The 14467-nt window shown below is 68.3% G+C and carries 15 protein-coding genes; 7 read left to right on the top strand and 8 right to left on the bottom strand.

Features of this window, described 5'->3' with window-relative positions:
- Nucleotides 1-80: 80 nt before the first annotated feature.
- From serA to ABDZ81_RS05810, 3 genes are all read right to left on the bottom strand, one after another.
- Nucleotides 81-1670: a phosphoglycerate dehydrogenase gene (gene serA, locus ABDZ81_RS05820; protein WP_343772955.1), complete on the bottom strand. Its 1590-nt coding sequence runs from the start codon at nt 1668-1670 to the stop codon at nt 81-83.
- 186 nt (nt 1671-1856) lie between these two features.
- Nucleotides 1857-2756 (bottom strand): EamA family transporter, encoded by a 900-nt coding sequence (locus tag ABDZ81_RS05815; protein ID WP_343772954.1) that lies wholly within the window; start codon nt 2754-2756, stop codon nt 1857-1859.
- A 1-nt stretch (nt 2757) separates the two neighbouring features.
- A complete protein-coding gene (locus ABDZ81_RS05810; RefSeq protein ID WP_343772953.1) occupies nt 2758-3447 on the bottom strand; it encodes a DUF502 domain-containing protein in 690 nt (229 codons plus the stop codon).
- 176 nt (nt 3448-3623) lie between these two features.
- On the opposite strand from ABDZ81_RS05810, the gene serB reads away from it, so the two are divergent.
- Nucleotides 3624-4259, top strand: coding sequence for a phosphoserine phosphatase SerB (gene serB, locus ABDZ81_RS05805; protein WP_343772951.1), 636 nt, complete (start codon nt 3624-3626; stop codon nt 4257-4259).
- A gap of 74 nt (nt 4260-4333) precedes the next feature.
- A complete protein-coding gene (locus ABDZ81_RS05800; RefSeq protein WP_343772950.1) occupies nt 4334-4912 on the top strand; it encodes a DUF7090 family protein in 579 nt (192 codons plus the stop codon).
- A 7-nt stretch (nt 4913-4919) separates the two neighbouring features.
- Here the strand turns inward: ABDZ81_RS05800 and ABDZ81_RS05795 are convergent, their stop codons facing one another.
- Genes ABDZ81_RS05795 through ABDZ81_RS05785 form a run of 4 tightly spaced genes read right to left on the bottom strand, consistent with a single transcriptional unit; the run spans nt 4920 to nt 6542 of the window.
- On the bottom strand, nt 4920-5696 hold the full coding sequence (locus ABDZ81_RS05795; RefSeq protein ID WP_343772949.1) for a DUF7089 family protein: 777 nt from the start codon (nt 5694-5696) through the stop codon (nt 4920-4922).
- Nucleotides 5696-5782 (bottom strand): adenosine deaminase, encoded by an 87-nt coding sequence (locus tag ABDZ81_RS18140; RefSeq protein ID WP_425541902.1) that lies wholly within the window; start codon nt 5780-5782, stop codon nt 5696-5698. The genes ABDZ81_RS05795 and ABDZ81_RS18140 overlap by 1 nt, the downstream gene beginning before the upstream one ends.
- A 48-nt stretch (nt 5783-5830) precedes the next feature.
- Entirely contained in the window at nt 5831-6268 is a 438-nt protein-coding gene (locus tag ABDZ81_RS05790; RefSeq protein ID WP_343772948.1) for a type II toxin-antitoxin system VapC family toxin, read from the bottom strand.
- A complete protein-coding gene (locus ABDZ81_RS05785; protein ID WP_343772947.1) occupies nt 6252-6542 on the bottom strand; it encodes a hypothetical protein in 291 nt (96 codons plus the stop codon). The genes ABDZ81_RS05790 and ABDZ81_RS05785 overlap by 17 nt, the downstream gene beginning before the upstream one ends.
- Nucleotides 6543-6665: 123 nt before the next feature.
- Between ABDZ81_RS05785 and hemB the strand changes: the two genes are divergently transcribed.
- Genes hemB through ABDZ81_RS05770 form a run of 3 tightly spaced genes read left to right on the top strand, consistent with a single transcriptional unit; the run spans nt 6666 to nt 10135 of the window.
- Nucleotides 6666-7646 (top strand): porphobilinogen synthase, encoded by a 981-nt coding sequence (hemB, locus tag ABDZ81_RS05780; RefSeq protein ID WP_343772946.1) that lies wholly within the window; start codon nt 6666-6668, stop codon nt 7644-7646.
- 52 nt (nt 7647-7698) lie between these two features.
- Nucleotides 7699-8907, top strand: coding sequence for a hypothetical protein (locus ABDZ81_RS05775; protein WP_343772945.1), 1209 nt, complete (start codon nt 7699-7701; stop codon nt 8905-8907).
- 52 nt (nt 8908-8959) lie between these two features.
- Nucleotides 8960-10135, top strand: a complete 1176-nt coding sequence (locus ABDZ81_RS05770) for a hypothetical protein (RefSeq protein ID WP_343772944.1) — start codon at nt 8960-8962, stop codon at nt 10133-10135.
- Between the two features lie 11 nt (nt 10136-10146).
- Here ABDZ81_RS05770 and ABDZ81_RS05765 read toward each other — a convergent pair whose 3' ends face one another.
- Nucleotides 10147-10623 (bottom strand): cupin domain-containing protein, encoded by a 477-nt coding sequence (locus tag ABDZ81_RS05765; RefSeq protein WP_343772943.1) that lies wholly within the window; start codon nt 10621-10623, stop codon nt 10147-10149.
- A 406-nt stretch (nt 10624-11029) separates the two neighbouring features.
- On the opposite strand from ABDZ81_RS05765, the gene ABDZ81_RS05760 reads away from it, so the two are divergent.
- A complete protein-coding gene (locus tag ABDZ81_RS05760; protein WP_343772942.1) occupies nt 11030-12751 on the top strand; it encodes an ammonium transporter in 1722 nt (573 codons plus the stop codon).
- Between the two features lie 219 nt (nt 12752-12970).
- Nucleotides 12971-14308, top strand: coding sequence for a glutamate-1-semialdehyde 2,1-aminomutase (gene hemL, locus ABDZ81_RS05755; RefSeq protein ID WP_343772941.1), 1338 nt, complete (start codon nt 12971-12973; stop codon nt 14306-14308).
- The last annotated feature ends 159 nt before the right edge of the window (nt 14309-14467 follow it).

Genomic DNA, 14467 nt, shown 5'->3' with positions numbered 1-14467 from the left:
CGCCCGTTGTGAACGTCTCACGGGGTGTTGATAACGCCAAAAGCGATGGTGAACGGTAACTGGCCCGCGGTCGGCAGTCGCTACTCGTCGCGCCCGTCGAGGGTGATCTGGCGCACCTCGATGATGCGCTCGTCGGCCTCCAGACTGTCCTGAACCTCCTGCGGGACGGGGCCGTCGAGGTTGTACACCGACAGGGCCTCGCCGCCGATCGTCTCGCGGGCGTTGAACATCCCCGCGATGTTGATGTCGGAGTCGCCGAGCACGCTCCCGATGTGGCCGATCACGCCGGGGGCGTCCTCGTTGCGCGCGACCAGCATGTGGCCGTAGGGGATCGCGTCGACGCGGTAGCCGTCGATCCGGACGATCCGCGGATCGTCCCCGGCGAACAGCGTCCCGTCGACGCTGATCTCTTTGTCGCCGTCCTTCGCCGTGACGGTGACCAGGCTCTGGAAGTCCTCGGCCTGGCGGGTCTTAGTCTCGGTGACGTCGACGCCGCGCTCGTCGGCGATCTTCGGCGCGTTGACCGCGTTGACCTGCCACTCGAGGGGCTCGAACACGCCCTTGAGCGCGCTGGCGGTGATCAGCTCGACGTCCTCCTCGGCGATCTCGCCCTCGTAGCGCACCTCGATCTCGGCGATGCGGTCGCCCAGCAGCTGGGCGGCGATCTTGCCGGCGGTGTCGGCCAGTTCGAGGTACGGCTCGACGCGGGGGAACGCGCTCTCGTCGATCGAGGGGGCGTTCAGCGCGTTGATCACCGGCTCCTCGCGGAACGCGGCGACGACCTGGTCGGCCGTCGAGACGGCGACGTTCTCCTGGGCGGCCTCGGTGCTGGCGCCGAGGTGGGGCGTCACGATGACGTCCTCGACGTCGAGCAGCGGGTTGTCCTGCGAGACTGGCTCCTCGGCGAACACGTCGACCGCGGCGCCGGCCATGACGCCGTCGTCGACGGCCTCGGCGAGCGCTTCCTCGTCGACGACGCCGCCGCGCGCGCAGTTGACGAGGTAGCCCCCCTCGAGCTGGGCGAGCTCCTCGTCGCTGATGAGGTTCTCCGTCTCGTCGGTCAGCGGGACGTGGACGGTCAGGAAGTCCGCGCGTTCGAGACACTCGTCGAGGTCGACGAGCTCGGCGCCGAGCTGGTCGGCCCGGTCCTGGCTGATGTAGGGGTCGTAGGCGACCAGATCCATGCCCAGGGAGTCGAGCTTCTTGGCGACCTCCTGGCCGACGCGACCGAGCCCGACGACGCCCAGCGTCTTCTTGTTGACCTCGGTGCCGAGGTAGTCGCCCTTGGCCCACTCGCCGCCCTTTAGGCGGGCGTGGGCCTGCGGGATCGAGCGGGCCGTCGCGAACGCCATCGCGACGGTGTGCTCGGCGGCCGCCCGGACGTTGCCCTCCGGCGCGTTCGCGACGATCACGCCGTGGTCGGTGGCGGCGTCGATGTCGATGTTGTCGACGCCGATGCCCGCGCGCCCGACGATGACGAGCTCCTCGGCGGCCTCGAACACCTCCTCGGTCACCTCGGTGCCCGAGCGGACGATCATCCCGTTGGCGTCCGAGACGGCGTTCAGCAGGGCGTCGCCCTCGACGTCGTAGGCTGTCTCTACCTCGTAGCCCGCCTCGCGGAGCCGCTCCAGGCCGGCGTCCGCGATCGGGTCGGTCACGAGTACCTTCATACGAGTTCGATGCGAGGGGTCGGGGATAACCCTTTCTTCATCGGGACGACCGAGCGGATCCGGCGTTCGGGCGCCGACGCGGCGTCTCGACGCCGCGGTCGCGGCGGCGTCCGTCTCGGATCCGCGTCGCGGTCGCGGTGGCGGCGGCGTCGCCGAGTCGACGCGATTTCGGCGTCGCCCCGCCGCTCAGAGCGTGATCAGCGCGGCGCCGACGACGATCAGCGCGGCGCCGGCGACGACGCCCTTCGTCACGCGCTCGAACTCGCGCAGCAGCGCGGCCGCGAAGATCACGGTGAAGAGCGGCGCGGTCGCCACCAGCGGATCGACGAGCGCGACCCGTCCGGATTCGAGACCGAGTGCGGCCATCAGCGACAGCATCGCGACGGTCGTCAGCAGGCCGCTGGAAGCGAAGTACGCATAGGTCTCTCGCGGCCGCGCCAGCACGTTCGCCCGTCCCCGCGCGGCGACGACGTAGGCCGCCAGCGCGATCATCCCGGCGGTCTCGTTGAGCGCGACGGCTTCGAGCGCCGTGATCGGCGACTCCAGCAGCCCGTACCGGCGGGCGACGTTGGCGACCCCGAACGTCGCGGCGGCCGCCAGCGGCCACGCCAGGTCGCGGGGCTCCCAGCCCTGCAGGTCGCCCCCTTTCGAGATCGTCAGCACGGCGAGCCCGCCGACCAGCACGACGATCCCGGCGATCGTGAGCGGGCCGACCGGCTCGCCCAGCGCGACGAGCGCCACCAGCGTCGCGAACAGCGGGCGCGTACTCAGGACGGCGTTGTTGAGGCTCGCGCCCACCCGGTCGACGCCGACGAAGATGACGATCCGGCCCAGCGCCGTCCCGACGACGCCGGCGCCGACGAACACCGCCAGGATCTCCGGTGTCAGTCCCGAAAAGGCAGATCCGCCGCGTAGCGCCGCGATCGCCGTCCAGTAGAACGCGACCTCGACGATCACGACCACCAGCGACGCCTGGACCGAACCGCCGCCCGCGGCCATCCCGCGCTTGTCGAAGATCGGCGTCAGGCCCCACAGCACCGCCGGGAGCAGCGCGAGCGCGATCGGGTTCGTGAGCGGTGCCGTCACGCTACCGCTCGTCGTGGGCGTTCTCGTCGATCGCCATGCCCGTCGTGACGATCGCCTGCATCCCCTCCTCGACCGTGAGATCGACGTCGTGGATGCGCTCGGTCGGGATGCTCAGCAGGTGCCCGCCCATCACGGGGTTGGGCGCCATCGGGACGAACAGGGTCTGCATCTCATCGTAGCCCGCGGCGTCCTCGACGGCGGCCGGCGACTCGGCGGTCAGGAACGCGATCGCGAAGCTCTCCTGCTGGGGGAACTCCACGAGCTTGACCTCCCGGAAGCTCTCGGTGTCGCCCTCGACCATCACCTCGCTCATGCGGTCGACGCTGCTGTAGATCGAGCCGATCCCCGGCAACTCCCCCATGACGGCGTCGATGCGCCTGCCGAGCCCGGTGTTCGGGCCGTGCTGGGCGGCCAGTCCGACAGCGAGGATCAACCCGAGAAAGACGGCCGCGGCGATGCCTTCCCGCACGAGCGACCGCATCTCGGAGGCCGGGCCGAACACGCCGAGCAGATCGACCAGCGGCGACAGCGCGTTCGCCACGAAGTTGAAGGCCCACAGCAACACCAGCACCGTCACGACGAACGGGACGATGATGGCGATTCCCGAGATCAGTGCCTGCTGGAGGTCCTGTCGAACCTCGGCGCCGTCGGGCGCCGGCTCGACGATCTCGTCGACGTCAGGTCTGGACATACCCCCAGTTGTGTCCGAACCCCGAAATGCGTTGCCGGGGCTCGGTAGCGAGTGCCGTACCCCATCCGAGACCGACGCTCGATGCCGACGCGCCGCGATCGGGATCCGCGATCGAGCGCCGCCGCTCGACGCCGAAAGCGGACGTTTTTCAACCCCGCTCCGCCAACCCGAGAGCAATGACGCTTGTCGCGTTCGACTTCGACGGCACGCTCTCGGACTCCGAGATGACCGTGCTGCTGGGCGAGCAGTACGACGTCGCCGACCAGATGGAATCGATCACCGAGCGGGCGATGAACGACGAGATCGACTACGCGACCAGCCTGCGCGAGCGCGCCGCGCTGCTGGAGGACCTCCCCGAGGCTCGCGCCGAGCAGGCGTTCGGGCAGGTGTATCTCCGCCAGGGCGCCGCCGACCTGATCGAGGCGCTCAACGACGCCGGCGTCCACACCGCCGTCCTCACCGGCGGCTTCGAGCGCGGCGTCGAGGCCGCGCTGGCGCGGGAGAACGTCGAGGTCGACACGATCGTCGCCAACCGCCTGCCGATGGCGGACGGCCACCTCACCGGCGAGGTCGAGGGGCCGCTGATCGAGGGCACCAAGGACACCGCGCTGGCGGATCTCGCGTCGGAGGTCGGCGTCGACATGGACGACACGATCGCGGTCGGCGACGGCGCCAACGACCTGCCGATGCTGCGGGTCGCCGGCAAATCGGTCGGGTTCGTCCCGAAGGACGCCGTACGTCCTCACTGCCAGGTCGTCGTCGCGACGATGGACCGGCTCAAAACCGTGCTCGAAGAGGACGGCGTCCTCTGACGGCCTGCTCCCTGCTACCGTCTCCCGATCCGCCACCCGCAACCTTAAGTTCGTCCGATGGGTGTTCGGCACGTATGGACTACTCGCTTGCGGTAGACGGCGCGCCGGAGACGATTCCCGGCGGGACCGGCGTCCTGCTGCTGCACCCGAGCACCGGCGAGACGGACCGCATCGACACCGATTTTTTCAAGACTGACACCGATCACTTCCTGGTCATCTCGACGCGGACGACCGCCCGCGAAGTCAAGCAGAAACTGGAGTACTACGACGTCGACGAGACGTCAGCCGAGATCCTCGACACGCTCAGCGTCGAGCGGGGCTACTCGCGGCGATCGAGCGACGCGGTCCACTACGTCAGCTCGCCCGACGACCTCGACGGGATCATCGAGCAGACCGAGCGGTTCCTCGACTCCCACGACGGCAAGGTGCGGATCAGTCTCGACTCGATCACGGAACTGGCGTACTACGCCGGCGAGGAAGAGACCCAGGCGGCGGTCGGCGAACTGCTCGCACTGCTGGCGGGACACGACGCCGTCGGCCTCTTTCACCTCTCGAAGGAAGTTCACCCCGAGGACGTGCTCGAATCCTACCGCGAGCAGTTCGACGGCGTGATCGACCTGGACGCCGACGGCGAGACCGACGTCGAGTTCTGACGCCGCTCTACAGTTTCTCGAACGTCTTCTCGGCCCACGTCACCGCGTAGTCGGCGCCCCGATTCGCGTACGCGCGGTTGTCGAGCGCCCCGAACGGATCCGGCAGCTCTTTTCCGTGCTTGATGCCGCTGCAGGCCAGTTCGGTCGCGTCGGCGAAGTCCGTCTGGCCTTGCGCGACCGCCGCCGGCAGGTCCGTCAGGCGCCCTTCGATCCGCTCGCCGGCATCTTCCCAGGCCGCGCCGAGTCGCGAGCCGTCCTCGCGCCACTGGCCGAACGTGTTGCGAGTAAAGAGTCCGACCCAGGCGTCGCAGAGCGCGGCGGCGATCTGGTACGTGCTGTTGGGATCTAACTCGACGGCGGCGTCGAGTTCGAGGTAGCGTTCCTGGAAGAACTGGATGAAATGCTCCGGCGCATCGACGCCGAGTTCGACCAGCGCCTCGCCGATCAGGAAGTCGACGAAGTCCTCCCCGGCGCCCTCGACGCGGGGCTTGACCAGTATCACTGGGGGATCGGTCTGTCGGGTCCAGGCGACGCTGCCGTCACCCGGCATCCCGATGGTGAAGTCGCTCCCCGCGTAGCGGTGGAGCAGCTGGGGCGCGTCCTCCGGTATCCACTCCTCGGAGTACGTCGCGGGGTCGAGTTCGTCGACCAGCAGTCCCAGGTCCTCGGCCTGCGCGGGCGGGAGCGTCTCGAAGTCCGACTCGCAGTCCAGCACGACGGCGCCGGGGACGAGCTCGTCCCGTACGGCGGCGAGGTCCTCGGGGAGGTCGCGTTCCGAGAACATCAGGCGAGCGTCTGGACGATCAGCGCGAGCGCGAGTATCGCGGCGATGCCGACGGTTCCGACGACGATCTTGGTGGCTTGGCTCATGGTCGCACGCTGGCGTCGCGGTCGCTTAAATGCTTTCAGATAGGGCGGCTACTCGGCGAGGGTGGTCGGATCGACGCGCTCGACGAGGCCGTCGAAATCGTCGTCGAAGGAGAGCACCGCGTCGATGTCGCGGTCCTCGACCAGCGCCACCGTCGTCGCGTCGGTAAAGCTCAGGGCGTGGTCGTCGAACCGATCGAACGCCGCGACGGCGCGCTCGAAACAGTCGGACGAGACGAACAGCATCGACACGACGTCCGGGTACTCACCGGCACCGCGGATCCGTTCGCCCGCCTTTCGCGCCGCCTCGACTCGGCTCGTCCGGGACAGCGTGAGCGTCACCGTCTCGTCGAACACGTAGTCGCTCGTGAACGCTTTTCCGTACGTTCCTACGAGGAGTTCGCGCATTGCCGCCGCCGCGGCGTCGTGGCGCGGCGAGGATCGATCGTGGTGAGCGTAGAAGACGCCGGTGTCAACGAAGATGCTCATCGTCGTACAACACCTCGTCGATCTCGTCTTCGTCTACTGGGTTCTCCGACGCGACCGTCCCCGACATCCATCGCTCGATCTCTTCCTCGGAGAGCCCATCGAAGTCGTCCCTGTACGAGTCGACGAGTTCGTCCTTCGATTCGTACGATTCTTCGACGAGTCGGTCGAGCAGCTCCTGCTGGGTGACCTTCGTCCCCGTTTCGAGCCGGATTTCGGCCTGTAGCTCCTCGAGCCTGGATTTGGCTCGCTCGCTTATCTTGATCGAGGTACTCATTACTACCAAGTAGAGGATTCCACCAGTTAAGCGTTGCCGCGCTTCGCGCCGAGTCTCGCGTGCGCCGGCAGTGACGCCCCGACGAACGACGAGAATTTCACCGTCCCGTCCGTACGGCCGCGCATGAACCTCACCGATCGCCCGCGACGGCTCCGCCGCGACGGCGTCCGCGAGCTGGTCAGCGAAACCAGCCTCTCGCCCGAGGACCTGATCGCGCCGGTGTTCGTCGACGCCACGACCGACGAGCGGGTCCCGATCCAGTCGATGCCGGGCCACGAGCGCGTCCCGATCGACCAGGCCGTCGACCGCGTCGAGGAAGTACTGGAGACGGGCGTCGAGGCGGTGATGCTGTTCGGCATCCCGGAGTCCAAGGACCCGCAGGGCTCCCGCGCCTGGGCCGAGGACGGCGTCGTCCAGAAGGCGACGCGCCGGATCACCGCCGAGACGGACGCCTACGTCATCACGGACGTCTGCCTCTGCGAGTACACCGATCACGGCCACTGCGGCGTCGTCGAGGAGACGGCCGCCGAGGACCCGGACCTCACAGTGAAAAACGACGAAACGTTGGAGCTGCTCGGGAAGATCGCCGTCTCGCAGGCCGAAGCCGGCGCCGAGATGGTCGCGCCCTCCAGCATGACCGACGGGATGGTCGGCGCGATCCGCGAGGCGTTAGACGACGCCGGGTTCTCGGACGTGCCGATCATGAGCTACGCCGCGAAGTACGAGAGTAGCTTCTACGGTCCCTTCCGCGATGCCGCCGACGGGGCGCCCGCGTTCGGCGATCGGCGTCACTACCAGATGGATCCCGCGAACCGCGAGGAGGCGACGCGCGAGGTGCGCCTCGACGTCGAGCAGGGCGCCGACGTGCTGATGGTCAAGCCCGCGCTCCCGTATCTGGACATCGTCCGCGACGTCGACCGCGAGTTCGACTACCCCGTCGCGGCGTACAACGTCAGCGGCGAGTACGCGATGCTCCACGCCGCCGCCGAGAAGGGCTGGCTCGATCTGGACGCCGCCGCGACCGAGTCGCTGCTGTCGATCAAGCGCGCCGGCGCTGATCTGATTCTGACGTACTTCGCGGAGGACGTCGCGCGGCGGCTGTGATTCTCGCAGCGGCGCGGTGATTTTAACTCGATTCGGGTGAAAATCCGCCGTCATGACTCGGCTGTCGCGCCGCGAGGCGCTTCGACGTGTCAGCGCGGGCGCCGCGGCGACGTCGTTCGGCGCCCTCGCGGGCTGTTCGGGCGTGCTCTCGTCGGACGACGCGTCCGAGCCCGGCACCGCGCTGGCGCCCGACCGCGACCCGACGTATCGGCGGTGGTTTCCCTCCCCCGAGGTACCGGCGGACGGACTGGATTTCGTCGGCTACTGGTATCTCGACGTTCGTGCGCTGCGAGCGCACGAAGATCGGCTTCCCGAGTCGCTGTACCGGCGCCTCGCCGGCATCAGGGGCGGCCAGGACGCCCTCGGGATCGCCTTCGAGGACATCGAGGCGGTGATCAACCCGATGCCGCTCTGGACCTCCGTCGTCGTCGGGTCGTACGACGCCGATGCTGTCGTCGAGACGTTGCTCGAGACGGGCTACGAGGAGACGAGATCGCGAGGCGAATTTACGCTGTTCGAAGGAACGCTCGGCCAGTGTGCCGCCGTGAAGGATGGTGCGGTGGTCTGGACACACGAACTGTACGGGAGCGATCTGCTCGAGGCTGTGATCGACGCCCGCCGCGGCAAAGTCCCGCGGTTACACGAGTACAGCGACGCCGCCGCGGCCCTCACCGAGGCTATCGGCCGTCCGGCTCGAATCCGGAGCAGCGTCGGCGCCGACGCCGAGGAGCGACTCGAAATCACTCGTGCCGACGGGTACGCCGGGATCGCCGACTTCGACGGCGAGCGGACCTACCAATCGTTCGTGGTGCAGTTCCCCGAGGCCCAGCAGGCCGAGGCGCTCGACGAATCGGTGCTGCGCGACGCGGTCGGCGACCGGCTGCTGGGCGACGGCGTCGACGCGGTTCGAACGGACGGCCGGAGAATCCGCCTCGACGGGACGATGCCGACCGCGGAGTTCGGAGCGGACGTCGACGGAACGGCCCCGCCGGTCGTCACCTGGACGGTCGAGTACGACGCGTTCGCATCGAAGCTGACCGTCGAGCACGCCGCCGGCGATCCGGTCGACACCGACCGGTTGACGCTCGAAACCGGTGTCGGTGACGCGCACGACCGGCAGTTCTCGGACGACCGCGACACCGTCGAACCCGGCGATTCGCTCTCCCTGTTTACCGACGATCCGCTGCGAATCCGCTGGCACTCGGAGAACGACGTGTTCGTGCGGCGGTTCGATCCGTCCGATAGCGCGTCTTCCCGGTAGATTCTCGAAACGAGTAATGATTTTAAGTTTCCGCGGCCAAAAACAGGGTCTCATGCCTGACCTATCACGCCGCAAACTTCTTCGGCGATCCGGCGCGGCGCTCGGCGTCGGCGCGCTGGCGGCGTCGAGCGGTACGGCGACGGTCGCGCCTGACACCGCGCTGGCGCCCGATCGCGAGCCGACCTACCGGCGGTGGCTCCCGGCCGGCCGGACGTTCCGCGACGCCGACGACTACTTCGTGCGCTACGTCGACGTCGCGGCGATCCGCGCCCACGACGACGTTTCGGCCGGCGAGGCCCGGCGGCTGGGGAACGCCCTGGGGTCCCCGGATCACCTCGGGATCCCGCAGGGGAGCGTCGAGGAAGTGATCCAGGCCGGGCTGTCCCTGGGCGGCGTCGTGCTGGGGACGTTCGACGCCGGGACGGTCGTCGAAACGCTCCCCGGGAGCAGCTACGAGCGAACCGACGAGTACGCCGGCTACGAACAGTTCGAGGGAACGTTCGGCCAGCGCGTGGCCGTCCGCGACGGCGTCGTCGTCTGGGCCAGCGAGCAGCTCTCGGGCGAGTACGTCGAGGCGACGATCGACGCTCGGAACGGCGACGCGTCCCGGTACCACGAGGACAGCGACGCGTTCGCCGCGCTCACGGAGCGGATCGGTCGACCGACGATGTTCACGACTTCCGCGGGCGAGCGCGCGATCACCCGCGGCCGACACACGAACGCCACGGGCCACGCGTTGCTGTGGTTGCTCGACGGCGACGACGCCCACCGCACGCAACTGCTACAGTTTTCCGACGCCGAGGCGGCGGCTTCGGTCGATCGATCGACGTTCCGTCGGGGGTCGCTGGGTGGGGCGTTCTCCCCTCTGAACACCGCGGTCAGCCGCAACGGTCGAGCGGTCCGTCTCGACGGGACTGTCGACGCCGCCGAGTTCGCCGAACGGGCCGCGGATGGTGCCACGCCGTCCGTGACGTGGGCGGTCGATCACGATTCGGACGCCGACGAGGCGACTGTCGAACACGTCGCTGGCGACGCCGTCGGCGCCGAGCGCGTGACGCTCGAAACGCTCGACGGCGAGACCGAGCGACAGTTCGCCGACGAGTACGGGACGGTCGAACCGGGCGACGCCGTCACGGTCGCTTACGACCCGGCGACCGACGGCGCCCTCCGGATCGAGGTCGGTGACGAATCCGCCGTGTACACGCGTCGGTTCGATCCCGGGGAGTAACGCGCGCCGACCTACCCCTGCTCGTAGCCACAGTCCGTACATTCGAGTTCGAACTGTCCGCTCGCGAACCCGACGTCCTGCGTCGTCTCCTTCTCGCACTCCGGACAGTACGCCCGCGAGTACAGGTCGTCCCAGTCGTGGCGGGCGCCCGGCGCGCCGATCGCCCAGCCGACGACGCGCTCGTCGCCCTCGTTCGACCCTTTCTGGAACTCGCCGGGCGGGAACCGGATCAGCTCGCCCGCCGCGACGTCGACCGTCTCGCGGTCGACGCCGACCTCGAACGTCGCGGTCCCGTCTTCGACGTAGAAGATCTCCTCCTGGTCCTCGTGGGTGTGCAGCGCGCCCGAGAAGGACTCGCCGGGTTCGAGCTCGAAGTAGTTCATCGCGACGTCGGTCGTTCCGAGCGCGCGAGAGACCGGTTTGCGGACGCTGTGGACCCGCATCGGGTTGATCTCCGTCTCGACGTTCTCGATCGCGACTTTCTCCATGGCCGAGACACGGCGCCGACGCGCAATAAACGTACCCCGGGTTGAGTGTTGTCGCGCATCGCCGCGCCGCCGCACCGGCGCGCACGCCGCCGCGGCGCGCGGCGCTCCGACGGTGGACGCCTGCAACCTGCGCGGTTACCGCGGTGGACGTGCGTCCAAAAGATATACCGAGAGAGGCCGCGGTTCGTACTTCGAACAACCTTATACACGTATAACGTACTATGACATCTCCGCATTTCCAATTAGGGAGTTCGATAGTAGACGAACGTAAACGCTAATCCTTATATTAATGTACTTCCTGAATCCTATCCGTGATGCAGGATACGATCGTTCGGAATACGAGTGAATTGGTGGACGACTACGGGTCCTCGCCCCCGAGGACCGCGCGGTCCGTGGAGGTGGCAGCATGATCGCTCCCCTTCAGGCGGACATCCCGACGTTGATCGACTCGGTCAACGCTCTGTGGGTGCTGGTCGCGACGTTCCTGATCTTCTTCATGCACGCGGGCTTCGCGATGCTGGAGGCCGGTCAGGTACGCTCGAAGAACGTGGCGAACCAGCTGACGAAGAACCTGCTGACCTGGTCGGTCGGCGTAACGGTGTACTTCTTGATCGGTGCCACGATCTCCGGCTTCGCCGGCGGCGCCGGCATCTCGTGGACGTTCGAGAGCGCGGCCGCCGGTTGGGACAACTGGCTGTACGGCGCCGTGTTCGCGATGACGGCGGCGACCATCGTCTCCGGCGCGGTCGCCGGTCGCGCGAAACTCCGCGCGTACGTCGGGTACACGATCGCCCTCTCGGCGGTCATCTACCCCGTCGTCGCCGGCATCGGCTGGACGACCGGCGGTCTACTCACGGGCACCGGCTGGCTCGGTAACACGGTCGGCGTCGGCTTCGCCGACTTCGCAGGCGGGATGATCGTTCACGGCATGGGCGGCATCGCCGGCCTCACCGCGGCGTGGGTGCTCGGTCCGCGCATGGACCGGTACAGCGAGGACGGCACGCCTAACGTCATTCCCGGTCACTCGCTGACGTTCGCCGTGCTCGGGACGCTGATCCTCGCGTTCGGCTGGTACGGCTTCAACGTCGGTACGTCCGCGATCTTCAGCGGCGAGAGCGTCTTCCTCGGCGACCAGCTCGGTCGCGTCGCGCTGACGACGACCATCGCGATGGCTTGCGGTGCGATGGGCGCCGGGCTCGTCGCCTGGGCCCAGACCGGTAAGGTCGACACGCTGTACGTCGCGAACGGACTGCTGGCCGGTCTGGTCGGCATCACCGCGATCCCCAACACCACCACCTGGTGGGGCGCGTTCGTGGTCGGCGGCCTCGCCGGCGCGCAGCTCCCGATCGTCTTCAGCTTCGTCGAGAAGCGCCTGAAGATCGACGACGTCTGCGCGGTGTTCCCGGTTCACGGCTCCGCCGGCGTTCTGGGGACGTTGCTGTTCCCCTTCGTCGCCACGTCTAGCGCGCTCGAAGGGACGACGATCCTCGAAGCGTTCATCTCACAGTTCATCGGCGTTTCGATCATCACGGTCTGGACGGTCGCCGCGACCGCGCTCGTCTTCGGCGCGTTCAAGGCCGTCGGTCAGGCCCGCGTCTCCCCCGAACACGAGCGTGACGGGCTGGACGTCTCCGAACACGGCGTCGACACCTACCCCGAGTTCGGCGAGCCCGACATCGCCGCCGACGGCGGTCAGCGCTCCACCGGAGCGCAGGCCTCGTCAGAGCTCCGCTCTGACGGCGGGAAAGAGATCCGCACGGACGGCGGCACGGTCGAGGAGGAGGGCGACATCAAGATGGTCATGGCGATCATCCGCCCCGACCGTCTCGGCGAAGTGAAGAAACAGCTCGCCGAAGCCGGCGCGCCGTCGCTGACCGTCACGAACGTCTCCGGCCGCGGCAGCCAGCCCGCGAAGAAGGGCCAGTGGCGCGGCGAGGAGTACACGGTCGACCTCCACCAGAAGGTCAAACTCGAGTGCGTCGTCGCGGACACGCCCGTCGACGAGGTCGTCGAGGCGATCCGCGAGGGCGCCAACACGGGCGAGCCCGGCGACGGGAAGATCTTCGTGCTGCCGGTCGACGACGCGCTGCAGGTCCGCACCGGTAACAGAGGGCCCGACGCAGTGTAGGGGCGCCGCGCGCCGGCCTGTTCCGGCACGACGCCTTCGGTCCGTTGCCTCTGCTTCGGTTTGGCCGTTTTCGCGACCGGCTCGCGGGTGGCTCCCGCGGCCGCGTCGCATCCTCTCTCGCAGTTTTCGACGACCGATAGCGTCGCTTCGGACCGCCGTTCGACGCGCTTCCTCGCTGGCTTCGGTACTGACTTTACGCGCGAGCGCCACCGTGCGAGCATGAACCACGACCGCTCTCGCGACCTGTACGACCGGGCGCTGTCGGCGATTCCGGGCGGCGTCAACTCCTCCGTGCGGGCGATCCGTCCGTACCCCTTCTTCGTCCAGCGGGGCGACGGCGGCCACGTCGTCGACGCCGACGGCAACCGCTACCTGGACTTCGTCAACGGCTACGGCCCGCTGCTGTACGGCCACGACCTGCCGGATCAGGTGCAAGCCGCAGTCCAGTCGGCGGTCAGCGAGGGGCCGATGTACGGCGCTCCGACGGAGGTCGAGGTCGACCTCGCGGAGTTCGTCGCCCGCCACGTCCCCAGCGTCGAGATGACGCGCTTCGTCAACTCCGGCACGGAAGCGACCGTTTCGGCGGTTCGGCTGGCGCGGGGCTACACGGGCCGGGACAAGATCGTCGTCATGCAGGGCGGCTACCACGGCGCTCAGGAGTCGACGCTCGTCGAGGGCGACGTCGAGGACCACGGGCCGAGTACGGCGGGCATTCCCGAGGAGTTCGCGGAACACACGCTGCCGGTGCCGTTCAACGACTTCGACGCGATCCACGAGGCGTTCGAGGCCCACGGCGACGACATCGCGGCCGTGCTCACCGAGCCGCTGCTGGGCAACTCCGGCATCGTGATGCCCGAAGACGGCTACCTCGAGACCCTGCGCGACGTCACCGAGGACCGCGGGGCCTTGCTGATCTTCGACGAGGTCATCACGGGCTTCCGCGTCGGCGGCCTCCAGTGCGCCCAGGGGAAGTTCGGCGTCACCCCCGACGTGACGACGTTCGGAAAGATCGTCGGCGGCGGGTTCCCGGTCGGCGCGATCGGCGGCCCCGCCGAGATAATCGAGGAGTTCACGCCCTCGGGCGACGTGTTCCAGTCCGGCACGTTCTCGGGCCACCCGGTCACGATGGCCGCGGGCTACGAGTCGCTCAAGTACGCTGCGGAGAACGACGTGTACGAGCACGTGAACGAGCTGGGTGAGAAACTTCGGCGGGACCTGACGGAGATCATTCACGACCAGGCGCCCCAGTACACCGTCGCCGGCACGGACAGCATGTTCAAGGTTATGTTCACGCGCGAGGGTCCCGACGCGACCGAGGGCCACTGCGAGGCCGGCTGCGAGCAGCGCCCGGACTGCCCGCGCTACGACTACTGCCCGAAGAACGCCGCCGACGTCGCCGACTGCGACACCGAGCGCTGGGAGCGGTTGTTCTGGCCCGCGATGAAGGAGCGGGGCGTGTTCCTGACGCCGAACCAGTTCGAGTCTCAGTTCGTCAGCTACGCCCACACCGAGGAGGACGTCGAGACGGCGCTCGACGCCTACCGGGAGGCGCTGTAGCCCCGCCCGGACCGGAAATCCCGGCATCGCTCGGCGTCGCGGTTCCGAATTGTCCTCTTCGGCATCGCGGTTCCGGAGCGCCCGCTTCGGTGCCGGCTGCTCTTCGACGCCAGGCGCGCTCGATTCGCACTCGCCTGCCAGAAGGCATATTCGGCGCCC

Source organism: Natronoarchaeum mannanilyticum (assembly GCF_039522665.1).
Classification (GTDB): Archaea; Halobacteriota; Halobacteria; order Halobacteriales; family Natronoarchaeaceae; genus Natronoarchaeum; species Natronoarchaeum mannanilyticum.
The sequence above is the reverse complement of the archived record's forward strand: the minus strand, read 5'-3'. Positions and strand labels throughout refer to the sequence as shown.

Excerpts from the sequence above, each read along its gene's own strand:
- serA (WP_343772955.1), bottom strand. The coding sequence starts at position 1,670 with ATGAAGGTACTCGTGACCGACCCGATCGCGGACGCCGGCCTGGAGCGG.
- ABDZ81_RS05810 (WP_343772953.1), bottom strand. The coding sequence starts at position 3,447 with ATGTCCAGACCTGACGTCGACGAGATCGTCGAGCCGGCGCCCGACGGC.
- serB (WP_343772951.1), top strand. The coding sequence starts at position 3,624 with ATGACGCTTGTCGCGTTCGACTTCGACGGCACGCTCTCGGACTCCGAG.
- ABDZ81_RS05800 (WP_343772950.1), top strand. The coding sequence starts at position 4,334 with ATGGACTACTCGCTTGCGGTAGACGGCGCGCCGGAGACGATTCCCGGC.
- ABDZ81_RS05795 (WP_343772949.1), bottom strand. The coding sequence starts at position 5,696 with ATGTTCTCGGAACGCGACCTCCCCGAGGACCTCGCCGCCGTACGGGAC.
- ABDZ81_RS18140 (WP_425541902.1), bottom strand. The coding sequence starts at position 5,782 with ATGAGCCAAGCCACCAAGATCGTCGTCGGAACCGTCGGCATCGCCGCG.
- ABDZ81_RS05790 (WP_343772948.1), bottom strand. The coding sequence starts at position 6,268 with ATGAGCATCTTCGTTGACACCGGCGTCTTCTACGCTCACCACGATCGA.
- ABDZ81_RS05785 (WP_343772947.1), bottom strand. The coding sequence starts at position 6,542 with ATGAGTACCTCGATCAAGATAAGCGAGCGAGCCAAATCCAGGCTCGAG.
- hemB (WP_343772946.1), top strand. The coding sequence starts at position 6,666 with ATGAACCTCACCGATCGCCCGCGACGGCTCCGCCGCGACGGCGTCCGC.
- ABDZ81_RS05775 (WP_343772945.1), top strand. The coding sequence starts at position 7,699 with ATGACTCGGCTGTCGCGCCGCGAGGCGCTTCGACGTGTCAGCGCGGGC.
- ABDZ81_RS05770 (WP_343772944.1), top strand. The coding sequence starts at position 8,960 with ATGCCTGACCTATCACGCCGCAAACTTCTTCGGCGATCCGGCGCGGCG.
- ABDZ81_RS05765 (WP_343772943.1), bottom strand. The coding sequence starts at position 10,623 with ATGGAGAAAGTCGCGATCGAGAACGTCGAGACGGAGATCAACCCGATG.
- ABDZ81_RS05760 (WP_343772942.1), top strand. The coding sequence starts at position 11,030 with ATGATCGCTCCCCTTCAGGCGGACATCCCGACGTTGATCGACTCGGTC.
- hemL (WP_343772941.1), top strand. The coding sequence starts at position 12,971 with ATGAACCACGACCGCTCTCGCGACCTGTACGACCGGGCGCTGTCGGCG.